The organism is Thermococcus celericrescens (assembly GCF_001484195.1).
Taxonomy (GTDB): domain Archaea; phylum Methanobacteriota_B; class Thermococci; order Thermococcales; family Thermococcaceae; genus Thermococcus; species Thermococcus celericrescens.
The window spans coordinates 85,314-106,194 of sequence record NZ_LLYW01000018.1 but is presented as its reverse complement, the minus strand read 5'-3'; the positions used below and the strand labels follow the sequence as shown (position 1 = coordinate 106,194).

Here is a 20,881-nt window from a genome sequence, read left to right as displayed (position 1 = left end):
CACGAGGGTGAGACAAACAGTTGAAAAGCTCTATCGTCTCGGTGTTTCAAGGATTGTTGTTGGCTATCCGAAGGGCATCAGTGGGAACTCCAACAAGGGTAAAAAGCAGAATTATCTCCTCTCCCACGTCTGGCGGTTTAATTACGTTATCAAACGCTTGAAGGAAGTTGCTGGGGAGTATGATATTCGGGTTTTGGTTGTGGACGAGGTTTTCACGTCTAAGCGTTGTCCCGTCTGCGGGAGGCCTCACGAGGGGGCTCGCTTCCTTCGTGGTTTGTTTAAGTGTCCCGAGACGGGGCTTGTCTTCAATTCAGACTTGGTTGGGGCGTTTAATATTTTGAAGAAGGTTGTGAAAACCATAACCCCGAGTCTGAGCGGGCTTTACGCTCAAGGGAGGGGTAATTGGGGGAAGACCGTCCCGGAGGGGTTGAAGACCCGCTTTTTAGTGGGTTTGAATGAGACCCCTCAAACCTCTCCGCCATTAGCGAGGGGTTAGGCAAACCCCCGCCCCTCACGGCGGGAAGGAGGTCAGAAAGTTCCTCCATTGGCGATTTCAAAGTATATTATACCAGATATTGCAAATCGTCTGGTTGCTAATATTAAGTTGAATGATAAAAAAGGACTTCAAAAGCTACATAGAGACTTACTGAAAGAAATATGCTACATTCCAACCTTGAAAATTAAAGATAGCAATGAGTTGCATCCTCTAAATACCATAGGCCAAAGATGCGGGAATTGTCTTCAAATTTCTATTCTTGAGGCTTCTATATTGAGGGGACTGGGATTCTCAGAACGGGAAGTATATGTATTTTTGCTTCTTCACAAAGGAGAAAGTGTTTTTGAGGCTTCACATGCTGTATGTGGAGTATTTTTAGAAGAAAAGGAGATATGCTTAGAGAACGAAATCGTAATATTGGATCCCTCTACTCCCCAAATAAGTTCAATGACATTATTAGGACTACTCTTGACCCACAACATCCATACATTTTTCAATGATGCGATCGCATTTTTGGTGGAGATGCCAATCAACCCTTTCTGAGTATTGAGTATATCAGGAATGCCACCGAGACATACCTGATACTGTTAGAACAATCAAAAAATTAGAAAAGAACCCCTTGATCTAACTCGCATTCTCCAACCACCGTGTCTCGTAGAGCTGATCATCACCATGAGCATCTTGTGGAAAACCTTAAGTATCGGTACCGATACTTAGTATCGGGGGCGATACCAAATGCTGTTTGATCCAAGGCCTAAAGAAAGAAGAGAGGAAATCTTTGACCGAGAGAAAGAGCTTGAAAGTATACTTAATGGAATAAACGAGTATCCAATAAGCCTTATTATTGGAATCAGACGCGTGGGGAAAAGCTCCCTATTGAAAGTCGCCTTGAACGAGTATTCCGGTATTGGGATCTATATAGACACTCGCCGTCTCTATTCTGCTGGCAGCGGTAGTATAAGCTCAGCTGTGCTCGTTGACGAGATAAACCGGATACTCCTCGGGAAGGGCAGAGTCGGTTTCCTTAGGGGAATCAAGGTTGATGGCGTGAGCCTTGCCGGTCTTCACTTAAGACCTCGAGAATCAACCTGGGTTGACGTCTTGGACGGGTTGGAAGGGCTCGGAAGAAAGACCGGAAAAAAGGTCGTTGTTGCCTTCGACGAGGCGCAGTATCTACGCTTTTTTGGCTCCCGTGGAGGTAAAGACTTCCTCACGGGAGTGGCTTATGCATACGATTCTCTCCCAGATGTCAGTTTTGTATTCACGGGCTCCGAGGTGGGCCTCCTCCATGACTTCGTTGGAATTGACGACTATTCCAGCCCTCTTTACGGCAGAATATCGGAGGAGATCGAGATAAGGCCGTTTCCCAGAGAGCTCTCAGAGGAGTTCCTGAGGAGAGGCTTTGAAGAGGTTGGGCTTAAAGTCCCCGAAGATGAGATACGGAAAGCTGTTGACGAGCTCGACGGAATCCCTGGATGGCTCGTGGAGTTTGGCTTCAAATACTGGAAGAAGGGAAGCTTTGAGAAAGCTATTGAGGCAACCATGGACAGGGCAAAGGCGATGATAAGGGAAGAACTATTTGAACTGGAAAAGCGCTCTCCCCGCTACGCTTTGATTTTGAAGGCGATCTCAATTGGACTTTCAAGGTGGTCTCAAATAAAGGACTACGTGGAGGCCAAGGGCGGCCCGATAACCAACGCACGCCTCAACAGCATTCTCGTGAACCTGGAGAAAATGAGCTGGATAAAGAAGGAAAACGGCCGCTATCAGATGATAGACCCGGTTGTTGAAAAAGTGATTAAAGAGGGCTGATCACATCTTCTCCGGCGCCTCTATTCCGAGAAGCTCGAGCGTGTTCCTCAGCACCTGCTTCGTCGCCAGGACGAGCAGCAGGCGCTCCTCCAGTATTCCCTCTTCCGCCTTGAGCACGGGGTGGTCCATGTAGAACTTGTTGAAGAGCGAGGCGAGCTCGTTGGCGTACCACGGGATGAGGTGGGGCTTGACGTCCCTGCCCGCCTGCTCCACGACCTCGGGGAACTTGGCGAGGAGCTTTACCAGTTCCTTTTCCCTGTTGGTGAGCCTCGAAAAGTCCGCCCTCTCCATGAGGACCTCCCAGTCGGTCTCGATGCCACCGTCCGCGGCCTTTCTGAGGATGGACGCACACCTGGCGTGGGCGTACTGAACGTAGGGGGCGCTGTCTCCCTCGAAGTTGAGAACATCGTCCCAGCGGAAGGTTATCACCTTGTCCGGGCTGTACTTAACGAGGTTGTAGCGGACGGCGCCGACTCCGACGGCTTCGGCTATGTGCTCCTTCTCCTCCCCGCTCAGGCCGGGGTTCTTCTCCTCCACGAGGGCTCTGGCACGCTGAACGGCCTCGTTGAGGACCTCATCAACGGTAAAACCGACCCAGGTTCCTTTCCTGCCCGAGAACTTGCCCTCCTCGCGGACAACGTGTTCGTACGCAAGGTGGTGGAAGTTCTCGGCGCTTTCCTGGAAGCCGAGAAGCTGGAGGGCGTACTTGATGGCCATCTGGGGGTGCTTCTGCTCGGCACCGATGACGTTGATGACCACATCGGCTTTTCCGAACTTTCCGGGCATCGCTCTCCCATCGGGGGCGGTCGTCCAGGTTTCATGTTCTTCGTTCTCCCACGGCTTGTAGAGCATGTCAGCTTTGACCTTCCCGAACTTCCAGAGGTGATAGGCTATGTCCTTGCCGGTGTAGGTCGCCGTCCCATCGCTCCTCTTGAGGACGAGGAACGGGTTCTTCATGTCCGGGAAGAGCTTTCTGAGGCCCATCACGAACGCTCCCTTATACTTCCCCTCCTCCGCCCAGAAGAAGTTCTCGTTGGCCTCGATAAGCTCGTAGGCCTCGCCGAAGATTCCGCTCCTCATTATGTCGCTCTCCCAGCTGAGGAGGTCGTAGTTTATCTTCATGCGGCTGGTAGTGAGCATCTGCGCCCTGACAACCCTCTCCGCGAGCTTTCTGCCGATTTCCGCTATTTCGTTGTCCCCCTCCTCGAGCTTCTTCATCAGCTCACGAACTTCCCCCTCAACATCGGGGTTCTCCTCTATGCGCCTGTTCACCTCGACGTAGAGAAGGCCCATAACGTGGTCAATGATGTCCTCCTTGAGGCCCTTTTCCCTCATCTCCGCCTCTATCCTGTCGAATTCCTCTTTGAGGTTCAGGTAACCCCAGAGAACCTGGGCAAACTGAACGCCGAGGTCGTCTATGTAGTTTTGAACCTCGACGGTGTAGCCGAGCTTCCGCATTATTCTCGCTATCGTATCGCCGAGAACCGAGTTCCTGGCGTGTCCCATGTGGAGCGGCTTCGTCGGGTTCACGGAAGTGTGCTCGACGATGACCTTCTTCCCATCCCCAAGCGCGCTCTCGCCGTATGCGTTTTTCTTCTCAAGTATCTCGCGGACGAGCTCCCGTCCGAAGGTGCCGTAGTTCAGGTAGAAGTTGATGTAGCCGTTGACCGCCCTGACTTCTGAGATTTCCTCGGGGAGCTTCCCACCGAGCCTCTCCGCAAGCTCCTCCGCTATGAGCTTTGGCGCCTTCCTGAAGACCCGGGCAAGCTGAAAGGAAACCGCCGTCCCAAAGTCGCCGAGCTCGATGTTTGGGGTGTCATCAAACGTTATCTCTCCGCTCCATTCCTTCCCTGCCTCTTTCAGCATGTCCTCAAGGGTTTCCTGAAGGATGAGCTTCATTTTCTCCTTAACTTCGCCGTATCCCATCTCACACCACCGGTCGTGATTTGGGATATGGACTATAAAGTTTTGCGTGGTGGAGGATATGGAAAACGATAATAACCTGAAGGATTTTCTATTTAGGGGATTTGGTATGAAGAGGGTCGCCGTCCTGCTCGTAATGGTCCTTCTGGTGTCCTCGGCTGGATGCATCGGGGAAAAAGAGCAGGTTGAGGCCACAGGAAAGCTGGAAGCCATGACCAAGGAGGCCGAAGCACTGGGGTGGATCAAAACGGGGGAGGGATACTCCGAAACCTACGAACTTTCGATTCATGGGTTTTCCCTTGTGAAAATTCCCTACAGAATAATGCTCTTCAGAAAGCCCACGTATGAGCGCAGACGGATGAAAGAGCTGGAAGGACTTTTTGAATTTCTCAACATCAGTGAATCCATGGAAACTCCCGATTTTACCACCATGGCGGTTGGATGGATAGACACGTCAGACGTGCCGGCCAGGAGGGCTTTGGGGGCCGTTCTTGAGAAGGAGATAAAAGACACCCTTGATTCAGAAGTCGCAGAGATGTTGAATAAAATGGGGCTCTCAATAATCTCGGAAGGGGAGTGGAAGGAAAGGGACGGAATGATGCTTAAAAAACTGTCCGCAAGATATCCTGTGGGGACGTTCAGGACCCAGTACGGCACCGTTGAGCTGGGGAATGTGAAAGTGGAGATACGTGAATACCTCATCCAATCAACCAGCGGCTATGGCATTGTTATAGTCGCCGTTCCCGAGGACTACCATCGGAGGATCGTGCTGCGTCCCCTCGAGTTCGTTGAGGTCGAGGTCGAGATCGACTGGAACCTCCATGACGGTTCTCTGGTGTCGGACGCGGAGAGTGTGGCCGAGGTGGTTAAATGAGGGCGCTGAAAATCATCGGTGCCATCCTCGCGGTGATGGCGCTGGTTTTCATCCTAACAGTGGCCACAATGGACGAACCCCGAACCCTTGTGCCGTCCACGGCCCCCGACAAATGGGGCCCCAAAGGAACACAGGTGAATGCCATCTCTTACGGCCCTGCAGAGGTGAGGTACACCATAACGGAGTACTCGTACACTGGGTTCGCCCGCGACATGGGAAACCTCTCGCGGCTGGCCGGCGTGAGCGTGTCTCTGAAAGACGGAGTTGTGGGATACGTGGTGGTTGTCGATCTCTCATCGGTTCCATCGACGGTGCTTCCCCTGGTCCGCGGGAAGGTGGAGGAAAAGGTCATGGGGTTCATTGAGGATGAGGTTTTCTCCATGGCAGGGGAACTGGGGCTGGAACTGCAGGAGAAGTACACCTCCGGGAAAGACGTTGTGTGGCGCTTCTCGTTCCCCCTAGAGCTTCCGGGGGTGTTCGGTGGGAACACTACAAAAGAAGAACTGCCTGTGTACGTAAGGGCACGCACAGTGTGGCGCGGAAAGACCCTTGTGGTGGCCCTTGTAGCGTATCCTGACGGCACTCTGGAGGCATCAGGAGGAAAACACTCCTTCGGAAGCCTGTCGATATCGATAACCGCCAGGATACATCTGGAATATTCGGACGAGGCTGAGGGCTTTCTCCTGTGGGCGGGCGATGCCGAGCTCGAAGAAACATGACCAACCTTTAAAAACTTCTTCCACCAATTTACTTTCGAGGTGGGTAGAATGAAACATCATGTGGGCGAGCACAAAGCGAAGAAGGGACTCATAAGGATAGAGTTTGATGAGAGGGACGGCAGGGCCGAGCACGTCAGGATCACGGGAGATTTCTTCATGCATCCAGAGGAGGCGGTCCATGAGCTGGAGCAAAAGCTCGAGGGGCACGGGATCGACGAGCTGGAATCCCTGATGGACGAGTTCTTTGCGATGAGAATGGACATTGAGATGCCCTACGTAAACATCGAGGACTTCAAAATCGCACTCAAAAACGCGCTGAAGGAGTGATGGACGTGCTCGATGTGAAGGTTCCGAGGAGAACCCTGGGGCACCTGCTGCTGGTGTTCCTGCTCTCCACCCTCGGGGGATACTGGGCGGGGGCCGCCAGTCCGGACACGGCCCTTGAGGCAGTTCGGAAGATAATTGGGCAGATCGGGCCGATCTCAGACTCCAGCTTCCACAACTTCGTCAAGATATTCACCAACAACTCGATGGTGGCACTCCTCACCTTCATATCGGGCCTTTTCTTCGGTCTCGGCCCGTGGTTTATAATGGCCTTCAACGGCTTCGTCGTTGGACTGGTGGTGTTTGCGGTTCACCGGATGGGCGGGATGCCGATGGGGCAGATACTCCTCGGTCTGGTGCCCCACGGCGTCGTCGAGATACCCGCGATAGCCCTCGCCGGCGTCGCCGGTATCGTCTGGTACAGGGAGATAATCTCCGGAGAAGGTGATGGGGGAGAAAGGTTTAGAAGGGGGGCAGTTAAGGGCCTGAAGCTTTTCGCCCTGTCAGTTCTGCTCCTTTTCGTCGCGGCCCTCATTGAGGCCTACGTAACCCCCAGGGTTGCGGGCCTCTGAGGTCCCTGCCTCCCCAATCTTCATCGCGCTGAACGTTCCGAACTCTTCGTACGTCTCGATCTCGCCGAGTATGACGTCTAGGGGGTTCTCAAAGCCGCTCACAACGCTCCTGAGGTACGCCCGGTAGCTTCCGTTCATCTCCATCATGTGCTCTGCCATCATAGCGACCTTCACAGGATCGGTTGAGTGGAACTTGACGCCTTTCTCGACGAGCCACCGCGTCACCGCGAGCAGTCTGCCGGGGTAGGTGGAGATCGTTGGGGTTCCAAGGGCTATGGCCTCGCGGTTCATCGTTCCGCCCGCCCCTATCATAAGCCTGGCGTAGTAGAGCAGGCTGAGGCTGTCAACGGGCTCCTCCGGCATGATCACGTTGTCGAAGCGCTCGAAGCGCTCCCTCTGCTCAGGAGTCCTGGGGAAGAGAACTATGGGCACCTCTGGGAGGAGGGGTATAACGTCCTCAAGGATGCTCTTTCCGTGTCCGTTGAAGTAGTTGGCCTTCACGGGCTCGGTGCGCATGACGATGTACTCGTTCCTCCTGACGCCGAGCTTATTCAAAACCTTCCGGTTGGGAACAAAGCCGTAGAGGTGAGACAGCTCGGAGAAGCCGTTTATCGGCCTCATACCGTTGGGATCGGCGCCGCATCTGATCAGTTCGTAGGCGTCTATGGCCTTGGGGAACACCAGGAGTTCGGTGTAGGGGAGTATGAGCTTGTTCTGGCCAACGGCGGTTTCGTTGTCCACGAAACCTATCGAAGGAATCTGAAGACCAAAGGCGACGCGCGGTGCCTCCGCGGAGTGCTTGTACAGAGCCAGGTCGGGCTTCTCCTCCACTATGAGCTTGCTGAGGCGGTACATCCTCTCGGTACCGGCCACGAGCTTGCCCTCGAGGGTGGCACCCCCGTGCCTTCCGACGACGTAGTAATCAAACCCGTACATGTCGAGGATGCCCGTGAGGCCGTCGAATTCGCGCGTGGTTATTAAAACCTCATGCCCGGCCTTTTCGAGTTCCCTGATTATACCCTTGAAGAAGTGAACGTGAGGGGAGTTTGTTATGTCGATCCATACCTTCATTCTACCCACCATGTTACTGAACAGCTCTGTTCAATATAAGGCTTTCCCAAAAACGGTTGTGAAGCCTTCTTTTCAAAGCTTTATCCGTGCATTTTCAAGCAAAAGAACGTTTAGAACGCTTTCTCTCCATGAAAAAGGCCCTGGTTGAAACCAAAAATCTGTCGGGCATGTCCTCGTCCCGTAGAATGGCCCAACACCCCATACATCCCAAGAAACCGGGCCGGAAACCGTTTTCTGGAAAAGGCTTTTATTCATGCGGGGAAAGCGTTGATAGGTGGTATGAATGAGGGACAGGATAGAGAAGAGAACGGCGGAGATAGCTGTCATCGGCCTCGGGTACATCGGCCTCCCGACCGCGATAATGTTCGCCAACGCGGGCTTCAAGGTTACCGGATATGAAATAAGGAAGGACGTTGTTGAGAGGATAAACTCCGGAAAGGCCCACATAGTCGAGCCGGATATAGACGATCTCCTCAGGAAGGCCATTGAGAGCGGAAAGCTGCGGGCAACGTCGAATCCCGCCGACATCAGGGGAAAGGACGTCTACATAATCTGTGTCCAAACGCCCCTAAGGGAGGACAGGACGCCCAACCTCACATACCTGGAAAGCGCCGTTGAAACCGTCGCAAAGGCGATGAAGCCGGGTTCACTCATCGTTATCGAGAGCACCATTCCACCACTCACGACGGTTAGAATGGCCGAGCTCATAGAGGAGCTGACCGGATTGAAGCCGGGAAGGGATTTCTACATGGTTCATGCGCCGGAGAGGGTGATGCCTGGCAGGATATTCCGGGAGCTGGTGTACAACTCGCGCATCCTCGGTGGAATAACCCCCGAAAGTGCCGAGCTTGCCGAAAGGCTCTACCGCTCCTTTGTTAAAGGACAGATATTCAGGACAAAATCGACCGTCAGTGAGGTTGTCAAGCTCATGGAGAACACTTTCAGGGACGTCAACATCGCCCTCGCGAACGAGTTTGCCTATCTCGCCCACCAGTACGAGATAAACGTCTTCGAGGCCATAGAACTGGCCAACAGCCACCCGCGCGTTAAAATCCACGTTCCGGGAATAGGCGTTGGCGGCCACTGCCTTCCAAAGGACCCTCACCTTCTCGTCTGGCCGGCGAAGGACGACTTTGGCCTCATAAGGCTCGCGAGAGAGATAAACGACGGTATGCCCCTCCTCGTCAAGGATCTTCTTTTCGAGGCGCTGAGAACCATCAACCTCCCGCCGGAAAAGGCTGTGGTCGCGGTCCTTGGGCTGGCATACAAAGGGGACAGCGACGACACCAGGAACTCCCCCGCCTCCGCCTTCGTGGAAGCCATCGTGGATGACGTGGCGGAGGTAAGGACGTACGACCCGTTCGTGGAAGGAACCCACGGGAGCCTCGAGGAAGCCCTGAGGGGCGCCGATGCGGTGGTCATAGCGACGGACCACACGGTCTTCAAATCCCTCGACTGGGAAACTCTCGGGAAGCTCATGCGGAACCGCGTTCTCATCGACGGCCGTCGCGTGGTCGAGGTGCCACCCGAAGGGTTCGTCTTCAAAGGCGTTGGGAGGGGTGAGTATTGAAACCCGCCTTTGTATTCGGAACCCGGCCGGAGATAATAAAGCTCGCGCCGGTAATACGGGCGTTCCTTGATAAGGGTGTTAAGCCGCTCCTGATTCACACCGGACAGCACTACGACTACGAGATGAGCAGCGTCTTTCTGGAAGAGCTGGAGATGCCCCCCATAGACCACCACCTCGAGGTCGGTTCGGGAACGCAGGCCGAGCAGACGGGTCTCGCGATGATTAAGATCGAGAAGGTCCTGATGGACGAGAGGCCAGACGTCGTGCTCGTTCAGGGGGACACCAACACAGTCCTGGCCGGGGCTCTAGCCAGCGTCAAGCTCAAAATCCCCGTTGCCCACGTGGAGGCCGGCCTCAGAAGCTTTGACCGGACGATGCCGGAGGAGATAAATCGCATCCTTGCAGACCACGCGAGCGAGGTTCTCTTCCCCCCAACGGAGGAGGCCCGGAAAAACCTGGAGCGCGAGGGCATAACGGAGAACGTTTACGTCGTTGGCAACACCGTTGTGGATGCCGTTCTCCAGAACGCGGAGGTGGCGGAGAGAAAGAGCGATGTGCTCGAGAGGTTTGGACTGAAGCCGAAGGAATACGTACTCATAACCGCCCACCGCGCCGAGAACACCGACAGCAGGGAGAACCTCGAAAGACTCATTGAGATTCTGGAAGGGCTTCCAATAAGGGCGGTTTACCCGATGCATCCCCGCACGAGGGGCAGGCTCGAGGAGTTCAGCCTCTGGGAGAGGGTGGCCTCAATAGAGAACCTGACCGTGACAAAGCCCCTTGGCTACCTCGACTTCCTGAAGCTCGAGAGGAACGCCTTCACGATAATGACCGACTCGGGCGGCGTCCAGGAAGAGGCAATAATCCTAAACGTGCCCTGCCTAACGCTCCGCTACAACACCGAGAGGCCGGAAACCGTCGCCGCGGGCGGCAACGTTCTCGTAGGCCTGGAGAAGGAGCGCGCCCTGGGGCATCTCCAGAAACTCCTGGAGGACAGGGAGTTCTACAGGAAAATGGCCGAGGCAGCGAATCCGTTCGGCGACGGAAAGGCCGGGGAGAGGATAGCGGAAATTCTGCTGGAGCTCCATAAGAGGGGTGAGCTGATGGTTAAGGGCTCAAAGTTTATTTAATCCAAGCCGTTCTCCGTTTTTCCCTCCAATTCAAAACGCTCAGCCTGATGCGCGATAACCTCAGCGGCCCGCCTCAGGAGGTAGTCCTGGTAGCCCTTGAAAGCAATGAAGCCCTCGGATTCGTCCGAGACTTCAGCGATGATGTAGGCCTGGAACTGGGCCCTGCCGGTTTTCTCAAAGGACGTCAGGGCCGTCCTCTTATCCATAGCGTTCCGGTAGTTTATGTAGTGGGTTGGATCGCCGGCGCTGGAGTAGACGGCGACGGCCCTCACGCGACCCTTCGAGAGCACAGGAGAATAGCTGATGTTGAGCCCCTCGACCCAAACGGCCAGAAACTGACCGTCACACTCCACCGGGGCGGAGAGGATCAGGACCTTGTGTCCTCCGGCCCTCAATTCGTCGGCGACTAAATTTCCAAAAGGAGAATCCGGGTACACACAAAAGCCCTCACTAAAGGTCGCGTTGGCGTCCTTTGAGCCCCCAACCTGAGCGGTTGAATATGTTTCGGACTTTGCCAGAGCAAAATCGCCGAAGTAGAGCGCGAGAACCAAAACCACCAAAACTACGATGGCGATATATGCCCTCCTCATGCACTCCCCCCAAACGCAATAAAACTCTAAAAATTTAAACTTTTCGAAGTTACAGTTAAACGAACAGGGGTCCTCCATAAGTTACCGAACTAGAGTTATAGAACACTAACGACCAGAGTTTGAAGATAGTGCTTTGCCCAGCATATCTTCGACCGTTCTCGTGAGGTTCTGGGCCCGCTGAAAAGTTTCTTCAAGGGTTCGTGAGAGCTCCTCCCCCTTCTGCCCACCGTGTTCTCCAAAGATGGCGAAGAATTTCTCAATTATCGCTTTAGAAGTCTCCGTAGAGTTTCTAACGACCTTCAGAGTATCGTTGTAAACCCTCAGCGCGTACTTAGAGCTCAGGGAGCTGTTCCCAACGTACCAGTCTGTAGTGTCCAGGAGTTCACGGATCATGGAAGAGTTCAGATCACTTGCATTGTAGACGCCGCCCTCCAGGGATATTCCCATCCCACCAGCGGACTGGTTGTACTCCGGAACTCGGGGTCCGGGCGTTTTTGCCCCCTCTGCTGGTGAAGTCCACGTGAATGGAACCTCCCCGTTAAGTCTTTCCAGTGTCTTTGAGAGCGAGCCAAGGGAGGAGAGGATACCCGAATACACCATTGCCATTAGAATAAACATAATGATAATTGTCACCACCTTTCTCATAACCCTCCCTACATTAAGTACGGTTCTCCAAATTTAAAAGTTACTGCAGTATTGTTAAAATCCCAAAACATTCCAAAAAATCCGATATTTTCAGGAGACCCTAAATCTCCGTGCCAATGTATATGCCGTGCCTCGTTCTGACTATCCGCACCCTCACCATGTCCCCTACCTCGGCGTCGGTGTTGATGACCTCGATGAGGCGGTTCCGGGCCTTCGCGAGCATCTCACCCTTTATCCTCCCCGGGAGGACGACCTCCGCCTTGACGATTTCTCCCGGCCGGAAGGAGAGGGGGATGAACTCGCGCTTTTCCATTCCGAAGTGCTTGGGCTTCAGGACGAGCGGCCTCATCCCGGTTTTCTCCTCAAGCTTCCTGAGCCAGGCGTAGAAGTCCTTAAAGGGAACGAGCTTCGCTATTGTGGGGTTCCTTCCGAACTTGTAGGGGATGTAGTTCTGGAAGCCGAGGGCCGGCCAGCGCTTTCCGGCGCCGATTTTCCTCGCGAACTCTATGAAGGCCTCGGCCTCGTCGTCGTTTATGCCGAATATTATGACCGGAGCGATGAGGACGTCGATTCCAGCGTTCACCATGGCCTCGGCCATGTCCAGAACGTGCTCAAGGTCGTAGTCCTTCCTGCCCATGAGCATCCTCGCCTTGTCCGGATCGAGGGAGTGGAGCGAAAGGTTCACACGGTCAAGGCCGGCCTCCGCCAGCTCCTCGACGAGTTTGTCCGTGAGGAGTGTCCCGTTGCTCTGCATCGAGATTACAGACACGTTCGGGTGCTCCCTGAGCGCCTGGACGAGCTCAACGCGGAAGGGATAGATGAGCGGCTCACCCTGGCCGTCGAGATGGGCCTCGAGGCCCCTCCCCTTTATCCTCGCGACCTCATCGAACCATTTCATCAGGTAGTCAACATCAACCACATAGTCGAGCTTCCTCGTCCTCGAATACGGCCCCTCATCAACGGAGCAGAAGACGCAGCTGAGGTTGCAGCCGCTCACGCCGCGAATTTGAATCAGGTTGGTCCCCCTGTCAATCAGGCCGAAGGCGTTGTATCCCAGGAGCGGGACGTCAAGTCCCTCGTGGATATAGAAGACCCTTCTGTTGGTGTAGCGGTTTCTCAGGATGGCGCCGAGGTTGTTCTGGATGTATATCGAGATGTACTGCTCGATGCCAGGGTAGTCCGTGTCGATGACCATGGCTCCGTTGCGTACCGTGATCTCCGGCTCAACACGGTACTTCCGCCGTATAATCCTCGCCAGCTCGCCCTTGTCGAAGTCCGCGTAGAGGGTCTCTCTCCAGACCAGCCTGATGCTCTCGCCGGCATCCTCAAAGGTGACGTGGGGAAGGTGAACCTCGATCATGTTCCGGGGTTTGGGACCATTCTTAAAAATCCGACGATGGATAAAACATCCCGACATGAGTGGGCCTCCAGGGGCGTCACTGCCCAAAGGTTTTTAAGGGAAGACCTGTTGGCATCATGCGGGCATGGAAACATTTTAATATTATTGAATTAAACAGTCTAACAGTGGACTAGTGTGGGTGATATGGAATGTGGGGAAAGATTGAGCATTATTTTGATGAATATCCAGTCAGGAAGCAGATAGCCAAGACCCTCCTCAAGTACGGCCTCAAGGTCTCCGATGACCTCAAGATCAAGGCCGGTGATATCGAGGTTCCGTACACCAAGATCGCCAAGGCCCTCGACGTGGATAGACGTGTCGTCAAGGAAACCGTCGGCATGATACTCAAGATACCCGAGCTGAAGGAGATATATACCAACCTCGAGCCGACGGTTCACATGAAGTACGTCGGCAGGCACGTCGGCTACGGCGTCATCGAGATAGAGCCGGAGCCGAGGGCCATCGGAATACTCGCCAAGATAGCCCTCAAGATAGCCGAGCGCGACATCAACATCGTCCAGGTCGTCGCGGAGGACCTGGAACTTTATCCCGAAGCGACCCTCACGATAATCACCGAGAAGCCCATCCCCGGCGACCTCATCAACGAGCTCTCCAAGCTTGAGGGCGTCAAGAGGATTTCGATATACTGATGGTTCGTTCCCATCCTTCTCATCTTTCATCATTTTGAATCCTGCGATTCTTGTTCCAACCTCCTCCGTCCGGAGCACAGGCATCCAGGACTCACTTTTCTAAACGCAATCCCTGTGGTTTCTTCATCCCCTCAGATGGAGATGGACAAACTGGACATATTGCTCCTATAAAGCGGTGCTCCATGAAGAACCCCTCTTGCCATTAAAGAACAAATCTGATGCCTTCATTTCAACCAAAAGTTTTAAACCTTTGTTATTCGCAGGTAAGGTTTATAAGTCAATGTTAAAAACCAAAGATTAGCTTCCCTTAACTCTGTTCGGACATGTCCACCAACCGCTGGAGGTTGATGATATGGGAGAAGCAAGCAAAATAAGCAGATACCTGTACACGGTGATCGTACTGTTCTTGATATGGCTGGCCATAACGGCTAGCCTGGACGTACAGGAGCTGGGATTCGGCCTACTGCTGTCGCTCATAGTCGCGGCATTCACCTACGAGATATTCACCACCAACGGCCTGGCGAACCTCCACCCCAAGAGGATAGCGTACATGATAGCGTACATCCCCTACTTCCTCTGGGCCATGATCATGGCCAACCTCGACGTTGCCTACAGGGTCCTCCACCCCAAGAGACCCATAAGGCCCGGAATAGTGAAGTGCAAAACCGTTCTCAGCAGCGATGTCGGAAAGCTCGCCCTGGCCAACTCGATAACGCTGACCCCCGGAACAATAACCCTCGATGTTGACGAAGATGAGTACTTCATCCACTGGATATGGGTTCCGGATGAGGCCCTGACCGAGAGCGAAGAAGAGCACGTTAAGGCCTCCTCCGAGGGAATAACCGTTCCCTTCGAAAAGTTCCTGAAGGTGATCTTCGGATGATAGGGATAAACATCTACCTCGCCCTGATAGCGATAGCAACGCTGCTCAGCGTGTACAGGGTTTTCAGGGGACCGACTACCGTCGACAGGCTCGTTGCGGTTGATATCATGACCACCATCACCGCTGGACTCATGGTGCTCTTCGCACTCTACTACGAGCGCATGATATTCCTCGACGTGGCCCTGGTCTACGCGATACTCGCCTTCGGTGGAGTCATAGCATTCGCGCGCTACATGGAGGGAGGACTATGAACGCTCTGGCTGCGATAGGGGAAGCCCTCGTCCTCATAGGAACGTTCTTCTACTTGCTGTCAGCCCTGGGTCTCATCAGGATGCCCGACGTGTACAACAGGATGCAGACCTCGACCAAGAGCGCGACCCTTGGAAGCCTCGGTGTCATGGTCGGTGTTGGCATCTGGGCGCTCGGTACCGACTTCGGAAGCGCGGCATGGCTCACCAAGACCGTGGTCATCGCGATCTTCCTGCTGCTCACCAACCCAATAAGCGCCCACGCCCTCATCAGGGCCGCATACAAGAGCGGCGTACCCCTCTGGGAGGGCAGCGTTGTCGATAAGTACCGCGAGCACCTGGAAGGTAAGGAGAGGGAGGAAGTTGAGGCCCCCGCGGCATCCGAAGAAACACCCGCTGAGGAGGGTGGTGAGGAATGAACGGCATAGCACTTATCGAGTACCTGATAGTGGGCATAATGATAATCTCCGCAGTGCTCGCCGTCGAGTGGAGGGACCTCCTGGCGGCGGCAGTTGGAATGGCGGCGGTGAGTCTATTCGCGTCGCTGCTGTTCTTCATGCTGCAGGCCCCGGACGTCGCAATGACAGAGGCTGCCATAGGCGCAGCGCTCAGTGGTGCGATATTCATCTTCGCCATCAAGAGAACCCAGCGCTTTGAGACCGAGGAAGAGGAGAAGCCCGGCTGGTGGGTGAGGTGGTGAAAATGCTCAAACGTGCGCTCGCGATAATTTCCCTGCTCCTCATAGGCTACTGGATTGCCCAGGGACTCGCCGGAGTTCCCTTCGGGCAGGACAGGATGCTCGTTGCCCAGTACTACCTTGACCACGTTAAGGAACAGACCGGCGCGGTCAACGCCGTCACCGCAATAGTCGTTAACTACCGTGGATTCGATACCCTCGGTGAGGTCACCGTTCTGTTCATAGCCTCAACCGGCGTGGGTGCTCTCCTCTGGAGGAGGAAGAAGCAGAGGACCGCCAAGACCGAGGGCTCGATAGTTCTCACGACCGGAACCAGGCTCCTCGTGCCGTTTGTGATGCTCTTCGGTGCGTACATCTTCATCCACGGACACCTCACCCCCGGTGGAGGATTCCCCGGCGGAGCCACCATAGCCACCGCGTTCCTGCTGCTCTACATGGCCTTCACCGCCTACGAGATACCCCACAAGGCCTTCGAGAAGACCGAGGGTGCGGTTGGAATGGCCTACGTGCTCGTCGGCCTCATAGGCCTTGCCATAGGTGGCTACTTCCTCTACGACTGGATATGGCAGGACTGGGGCTTCGGCGTTGACAACATCGGCAGGCTCCTCAGCGGAGGATTCATCCCCATAATCTACACCATCATCGGCCTCAAGGTCGGCACCGAGCTGAGCGGAATCATCGACAACATGGTCAAGGAGGAGGTGAGCGAATGATTTCAGTCTACTACTTCGGTGCCATCTCCCTCATACTGATAGGCCTCTACGCAGTCCTCGTTAAGAAGAACCTCCTTAAGATGCTCATCGGGCTCAGCATAATGGAGACCGGCGTGAACCTCCTCCTGGTCAGCATCGGCTACGTTGCCGGAAGGAGCGCGCCCATACTGAGCGAGGGAATCGGGCCAAACCAGGCCGTTGATCCGATTCCCCAGGCGCTGGTTCTCACGGCGATAGTCATAGGCGTTGCCACCACCGCCATGGCCCTTAGTGTCGCCATGATACTCCACGAGAAGTACGGAACCCTTAACGTTGAGGAGATAAGGAGGTTGAGAGGATGAACGGGCAGTACGCTTCACTCCTCATAGCATTGCCCCTCATAAGCGCCTTCTTCGTGCCCCTGATAAAGGGGGCCGGAAAGAAGGCCGTTAAGTACTACCTCATAGCCATCACCGCAGTCCAGACCGGAATCGCGGCGTGGATCTTCCAGCAGGTTTACACCACTGGACAGCCGATAATAGTCATGGCCGGCGCCTGGAGACCGCCCGTTGGAATCAACCTCTACATCGGCCACTTCGCGGCTCTCTTCGTGCTCATCGTTGCCGCGGTCAGCTTCATGATGGCAGTCTTCAGCCTCAAAGCCATCGAGGTCGAGCCGATAGACAAGTACGCCATGCTGTTCCTCCTGCTGATGCTCGGAGCCACCGGCATGATAGCGACGGGAGACATCTTCAACCTCTTCGTCTTCATGGAGATAACCGCCATCAGCGCCTACGCTTTAACCGCCTACAACAAGACCGGTGAGGCGGCCGAGGCTTCAATGAAGTACATCGTCCTCGGAGGAATAGGCTCAAGCTTCTTCCTTATTGGCATAGCCTCATCTACGGCTCGCTCGGAACCCTCAACATGGCCCAGATAGCCCAGCTCGCCGGTAACATGAACGCCACCGTCGCCCAGGTCGGGCTGGCGCTTATAGTCTTCGGCCTGGCCGTTGAGGCCGAGCTCTTCCCGCTCAACGCCTGGGCGCCCGACGCCTACCAGGCCGCGCCGCACCCGATAACGGCCATGTTCTCGGCATTCGTCGTCAAGGCGGGCCTCTACGCAATGGCCAGGCTGCTTTACCTCATGCAGGCCGTCGAGAGCTGGGGTTCGGTCCTCAAGCTGCTCATAATAATGGCCACCCTCACCGTCTTCGTCGCCGAGTTCGCGGCGCTTAGGCAGAGAAACGTCAAGAGGATGATAGCTTACTCCAGTATAGCCCAGATAGGCCTTATAGCCCTCGCCTTCGCCCTCGGAACCCAGAGCGGTGTCGATGCAGGAGTCTTCCACATGGTGAACCACGCCATAGTCAAGGCCCTCCTGTTCCTCGCCGTCGGGCACGTCGCGGTTACCCTCGGCGGGGCGGAGATGGAGAGGTTCGAGGGCCTTGGAAAGAGGATGCCCCTGACCGCCTTCGCCATAACCGTCGGAGCGGTGGCCGCCGTGGGAATACCGCTGTTCAACATATTCTGGAGCAAGCTCAGAATCCTCCTCGCCGCCATCGGCGCGGACTACGCCTGGGCCGCCGCGGTCGTCCTGACGGCCAGCGTCGTCGAGGCGGTCTATTACTTCAGGCTGATACACACAATGTGGTTCGCCGGAGAGGGCGAGAGGATAAACGAGGGACTTGCCGTCAGCCTCATGCTGCTCTTCCTCGCGGCCCTCGTGATAGTCATAGGCGTTTACCCCGACTACGCCTGGAGCATCGCCCAGAAGGCTGGAAACGATATCTTCAATGTGGCCCAGTACATTAAGAACGTTCCACTGATGGGGGTGGGAGCATGATCAACGAGCTGCTTATCATCCTCCTCGCGCCCCTGATTGCCGGTGTCATCGCGTGGGCGCTTGACATCAGGGGTCTCAGGGAGGGAATCGGCATCATCGGTGCCGCCGTACCTCTGGCCATGCTGGCCAAGCTTTATTCAACCGTCCTCAGCGAGCCGGTCGAATACTCGCTCACCGTCAGCGGGTTCACCCTCCAGTTCCAGCTCAACACCATGAGCTGGTACTTCGCGGCCGTCGCTTCCCTCGTCGGCCTCGCGATGGCCTTCGGAATGGCCGTCACCTCCAGGGAGAGCTACGACTGGCTCTTCGCCCTGATGAGCTTCACAGGAGTGCTCGGCGTCTTCCTGAGCCAGGACTTCGTGGGCTTCTTCCTGCTCTGGGAGCTCATGACCTTTGCCAGCTTCATGATGGTGCTCAGGAGGAACAGGCACGAGTCCCTCAAGTACTTCGTGCTCAGCGTCATAGGCGCCTACGCCATGCTCATAGCCATTGGAATGCTCTACGCCAAGACCGGTGCCCTTGACTTTGCGTCCATCAGGCAGGCGCTCTACATGGACGCGGCCATGGGCACCATAACGACCAGGGAGATGGCGGTGATATTCGGCCTCTTCCTGACCGCCTTCGGCGTCAAGGCCGGTGCCTTTCCGCTCCACGTCTGGGCGCCGGGAGCCTACAGCGAGACCGACCAGAGCTACACCGCCTTCTTCAGCGGCGCCCTCAGCAAGGCCGGAGCTTACGGTTTCCTCCTGCTCTACATCCTCATGGGCTACAAGCTCTACGCCGCCTTCGGAACCTTCCACAACCACCTGGTCTTCGCGTACATAATCGCCTGGATAGGCGCCCTCACCGTCGTGGTAGCCAGCTTCCTGGCCGTGCTTCAGGAGGACATCAGGAAGCTCTTCGCCTACTCCTCCGTTGGCCAGGTCGGCTACATACTGCTCGCTTTCGGCCTCGGAAGCACCCTGGGATTCGCGGGAGGCCTCTTCCACGTGCTCAGCCACGCGGTCTTCAAGGGCCTCTTCTGGCTCGTGACCGCGGCGATAATCCTCCAGACCGGCAAGACCCAGTTCAAGGACATGGGAGGCCTTGCTGAGAAGATGCCGTTCACCTTCGCGATGGGCCTCATAGCGGTGCTGAGCCTTTCGGGAATCCCGCCGCTGGCGGGCTTCGCCAGCAAGTGGCTCATCTACGAGGCGGCCATCAGCGCCCACATGCCCCTCGTCGCAGGTGCAATATTCCTCGGAAGCGGCCTGGCCTTTGCCTACGTTGTTAGGTTCCTCTACTCCGTCTGGTTCGGTCAGAGGCCGAGCGACCTTGAGGACGTCAAGGAGGCCCCGCTTCCGCTCCTGATAGCCATGGCCATACTGGCCATCCCGAATCTGCTCTTCGGTGTGGCTCCGGGCCTGGTCACGGGGTACATAAACAAGATGCTCGGTGGAGAGGTCGTCGGCGGCGACTACTACAAGCTTGTTACCCCGACCGGAACCTACAACGCCCTGCTCGTGACGATAGTCCTCATGATAGGCCTCGCCATAGCCGGGCTGATATACCTCTACGGCGCAAAGGTGAGGAAGATAAGCGTGACCAACACCTACCAGTCCGGTAACCCGGTCACTGAGGAGTTCAACCTGAGCATCAGGAAGAACTTCTACAGGCCACTCGCCGAGGCCCTCGACTTCTGGCTCAAGAGGAGCTTCGACAGGTTCTACGAGAGGTTAGCGGGCATGGCGGAGGACTTCGCGGACTCTCTCAGGCAGGCGTTCTACAACGGAAACGTCCAGAGCTACTCATGGTATCTGGTGATAGTGCTCCTTATACTCGCGCTGTGGGGGGTGCTGTGAATGATAGACTGGAAACTCGTGCTTGAAGTCATAGGAATGCTGATATACGCCACCTTCATGGGCTTCATCTTCATGGGCATTGAGAGAAAGGCAATGGCCAGGATACAGAGGCGCGTCGGACCTCCGATATACCAGCCGATCATAGACACCCTCAAGCTCCTCGGCAAAAAGGAGAGCGTTACCCACGGCTTCATCTACGACTTCGGACCGATATTCGCGCTTGGGGCCAGCATAGCTGCGCTCCTCTTCATCCCCCTCGCCAACTTCCAGCTCTTCAGCGCCAACGCAGACCTCATCGTTGTCGCCTACCTCCTTGAGGTACCGATGCTCGGTATAATGCTCGGTGCGATGAGCTCGGGCAACCCGTACTCGGCGGTCGGTGTCCAGCGTGGTCTGCTCACCATGGTGGCCATGCAGCTGCCCTACGGCCTGGCGCTGATAGCCATCATCCAGCACTGGGGAACCTTCAAGCTCAGCGAGATAGTGGCCCTCCAGCAGACCCAGGGATGGAGCGTGCTGGTTCCCGCGCTGCTCCTCGCCCTGATAGTCTTCGACATAGTCTTCCAGGCGATGCTCGGACTGGAGCCGTTCGACATCATCACTGCCCCGGCGGAAATCTCCATGGGTCCGATGGTCGAGTACGGCGGCAAGCACGCGGCCATACTCTTCACCCAGCACGCGGTTCAGCTCTTCGCAGAGACGGCGTTCTTTGCCGTGCTTTTCCTCGGCGGAGCTAGCAACCTGCTTGAGCTGCTGGTCAAGCAGATAGCGGTGCTCTTCATAGCGATATTCGTGGCCAGCATCTACCCGAGGTTCACCATAGATCAGGCGGCCAAGTTCTTCTGGAAGTGGCCGACCATACTGGGAATAATAGCCGTGCTCCTGACGGTGTGAGGTGAT

Annotated in this window: 23 protein-coding genes and 1 pseudogene; 19 read left to right on the top strand and 5 right to left on the bottom strand. The window is 55.5% G+C overall.

The genetic code is table 11. The features are described from left to right. The 3 genes from APY94_RS05580 to APY94_RS05570 all read left to right on the top strand — a co-directional run. Positions 1–496, top strand: a 496-nt coding sequence (locus APY94_RS05580) for a zinc ribbon domain-containing protein (protein WP_157065480.1), incomplete at its 5' end; no start/stop codon positions are given. Between the two features lie 48 nt (positions 497–544). Continuing rightward, the gene (locus APY94_RS05575) at positions 545–1,039 is read left to right on the top strand and encodes a transglutaminase-like domain-containing protein (protein WP_058938690.1); all 495 of its coding nucleotides are present in this window, start codon (positions 545–547) and stop codon (positions 1,037–1,039) included. 192 nt (positions 1,040–1,231) lie between these two features. Beyond that, on the top strand, positions 1,232–2,308 hold the full coding sequence (locus APY94_RS05570) for an AAA family ATPase (RefSeq protein WP_058938689.1): 1,077 nt from the start codon (positions 1,232–1,234) through the stop codon (positions 2,306–2,308). Here APY94_RS05570 and APY94_RS05565 read toward each other — a convergent pair whose 3' ends face one another. Continuing rightward, positions 2,309–4,234: an arginine--tRNA ligase gene (locus APY94_RS05565; RefSeq protein WP_058938688.1), complete on the bottom strand. Its 1,926-nt coding sequence runs from the start codon at positions 4,232–4,234 to the stop codon at positions 2,309–2,311. A gap of 58 nt (positions 4,235–4,292) precedes the next feature. Here APY94_RS05565 and APY94_RS05560 point away from each other — a divergent pair, with 58 nt between their 5' ends. The 4 genes from APY94_RS05560 to APY94_RS05545 are packed head-to-tail and all read left to right on the top strand — an operon-like array spanning position 4,293 to position 6,720. After that, complete coding sequence (locus APY94_RS05560) at positions 4,293–5,105, top strand: hypothetical protein (RefSeq protein WP_169791804.1); 813 nt, start codon at positions 4,293–4,295, stop codon at positions 5,103–5,105. Continuing rightward, positions 5,102–5,824 carry a hypothetical protein gene (locus APY94_RS05555; protein ID WP_058938686.1) on the top strand — a complete coding sequence of 241 codons (723 nt, stop codon included), beginning with the start codon at positions 5,102–5,104 and terminating at the stop codon, positions 5,822–5,824. The genes APY94_RS05560 and APY94_RS05555 overlap by 4 nt, the downstream gene beginning before the upstream one ends. A 48-nt stretch (positions 5,825–5,872) precedes the next feature. Continuing rightward, complete coding sequence (locus APY94_RS05550) at positions 5,873–6,151, top strand: lipoate protein ligase C-terminal domain-containing protein (RefSeq protein ID WP_014012119.1); 279 nt, start codon at positions 5,873–5,875, stop codon at positions 6,149–6,151. Beyond that, positions 6,151–6,720, top strand: a complete 570-nt coding sequence (locus tag APY94_RS05545; protein ID WP_058938685.1) for a stage II sporulation protein M — start codon at positions 6,151–6,153, stop codon at positions 6,718–6,720. Before APY94_RS05550 ends, APY94_RS05545 begins: the two co-directional genes overlap by 1 nt. Here APY94_RS05545 and APY94_RS05540 read toward each other — a convergent pair. Further along, positions 6,652–7,791 carry a DUF354 domain-containing protein gene (locus tag APY94_RS05540; RefSeq protein ID WP_058938684.1) on the bottom strand — a complete coding sequence of 380 codons (1,140 nt, stop codon included), beginning with the start codon at positions 7,789–7,791 and terminating at the stop codon, positions 6,652–6,654. The two genes, APY94_RS05545 and APY94_RS05540, sit on opposite strands and share 69 nt — an antisense overlap. Positions 7,792–8,074: 283 nt before the next feature. Between APY94_RS05540 and APY94_RS05535 the strand changes: the two genes are divergently transcribed. Together APY94_RS05535 and wecB are read left to right on the top strand one after the other, a co-directional pair. Then, positions 8,075–9,361, top strand: a complete 1,287-nt coding sequence (locus APY94_RS05535; RefSeq protein ID WP_058938683.1) for a UDP-N-acetyl-D-mannosamine dehydrogenase — start codon at positions 8,075–8,077, stop codon at positions 9,359–9,361. Further along, the gene (gene wecB, locus APY94_RS05530; protein ID WP_058938682.1) at positions 9,358–10,491 is read left to right on the top strand and encodes a non-hydrolyzing UDP-N-acetylglucosamine 2-epimerase; all 1,134 of its coding nucleotides are present in this window, start codon (positions 9,358–9,360) and stop codon (positions 10,489–10,491) included. Before APY94_RS05535 ends, wecB begins: the two co-directional genes overlap by 4 nt. Here the strand turns inward: wecB and APY94_RS05525 are convergent. From APY94_RS05525 to APY94_RS05515, 3 genes are all read right to left on the bottom strand, one after another. Then, positions 10,488–11,081, bottom strand: a complete 594-nt coding sequence (locus APY94_RS05525; RefSeq protein ID WP_058938681.1) for a hypothetical protein — start codon at positions 11,079–11,081, stop codon at positions 10,488–10,490. The genes wecB and APY94_RS05525 overlap by 4 nt on opposite strands. A gap of 105 nt (positions 11,082–11,186) precedes the next feature. Beyond that, positions 11,187–11,726 (bottom strand): hypothetical protein, encoded by a 540-nt coding sequence (locus APY94_RS05520; RefSeq protein WP_058938680.1) that lies wholly within the window; start codon positions 11,724–11,726, stop codon positions 11,187–11,189. A gap of 100 nt (positions 11,727–11,826) precedes the next feature. Continuing rightward, positions 11,827–13,086 (bottom strand): radical SAM protein, encoded by a 1,260-nt coding sequence (locus APY94_RS05515; protein WP_058938679.1) that lies wholly within the window; start codon positions 13,084–13,086, stop codon positions 11,827–11,829. A 188-nt stretch (positions 13,087–13,274) separates the two neighbouring features. On the opposite strand from APY94_RS05515, the gene APY94_RS05510 reads away from it, so the two are divergent. The 10 genes and pseudogenes from APY94_RS05510 to APY94_RS05465 all read left to right on the top strand — a co-directional run bounded on the left by APY94_RS05510 (position 13,275) and on the right by APY94_RS05465 (position 20,875). Further along, a complete protein-coding gene (locus tag APY94_RS05510; protein ID WP_058938678.1) occupies positions 13,275–13,775 on the top strand; it encodes a hypothetical protein in 501 nt (166 codons plus the stop codon). A gap of 352 nt (positions 13,776–14,127) precedes the next feature. Further along, positions 14,128–14,658, top strand: coding sequence for a Na+/H+ antiporter subunit E (locus APY94_RS05505; protein ID WP_058938677.1), 531 nt, complete (start codon positions 14,128–14,130; stop codon positions 14,656–14,658). Further along, positions 14,655–14,909, top strand: a complete 255-nt coding sequence (locus APY94_RS05500; RefSeq protein WP_058938676.1) for a monovalent cation/H+ antiporter complex subunit F — start codon at positions 14,655–14,657, stop codon at positions 14,907–14,909. The genes APY94_RS05505 and APY94_RS05500 overlap by 4 nt, the downstream gene beginning before the upstream one ends. Beyond that, on the top strand, positions 14,906–15,325 hold the full coding sequence (gene mnhG, locus APY94_RS05495) for a monovalent cation/H(+) antiporter subunit G (protein WP_058938675.1): 420 nt from the start codon (positions 14,906–14,908) through the stop codon (positions 15,323–15,325). Before APY94_RS05500 ends, mnhG begins: the two co-directional genes overlap by 4 nt. Next, on the top strand, positions 15,322–15,606 hold the full coding sequence (locus APY94_RS05490) for a DUF4040 domain-containing protein (RefSeq protein WP_058938674.1): 285 nt from the start codon (positions 15,322–15,324) through the stop codon (positions 15,604–15,606). The genes mnhG and APY94_RS05490 overlap by 4 nt, the downstream gene beginning before the upstream one ends. A gap of 2 nt (positions 15,607–15,608) precedes the next feature. Then, on the top strand, positions 15,609–16,316 hold the full coding sequence (locus APY94_RS05485) for a Na(+)/H(+) antiporter subunit B (RefSeq protein ID WP_058938673.1): 708 nt from the start codon (positions 15,609–15,611) through the stop codon (positions 16,314–16,316). Then, complete coding sequence (locus tag APY94_RS05480; protein WP_058938672.1) at positions 16,313–16,657, top strand: NADH-quinone oxidoreductase subunit K; 345 nt, start codon at positions 16,313–16,315, stop codon at positions 16,655–16,657. The genes APY94_RS05485 and APY94_RS05480 overlap by 4 nt, the downstream gene beginning before the upstream one ends. Next, positions 16,654–18,140, top strand: a pseudogene (locus APY94_RS05475) (proton-conducting transporter transmembrane domain-containing protein). Before APY94_RS05480 ends, APY94_RS05475 begins: the two are co-directional and overlap by 4 nt. Continuing rightward, a complete protein-coding gene (locus tag APY94_RS05470) occupies positions 18,137–19,981 on the top strand; it encodes a proton-conducting transporter transmembrane domain-containing protein (RefSeq protein WP_058938671.1) in 1,845 nt (614 codons plus the stop codon). Before APY94_RS05475 ends, APY94_RS05470 begins: the two are co-directional and overlap by 4 nt. Further along, a complete protein-coding gene (locus APY94_RS05465; RefSeq protein ID WP_058938670.1) occupies positions 19,982–20,875 on the top strand; it encodes a respiratory chain complex I subunit 1 family protein in 894 nt (297 codons plus the stop codon). Positions 20,876–20,881 lie beyond the last annotated feature (6 nt).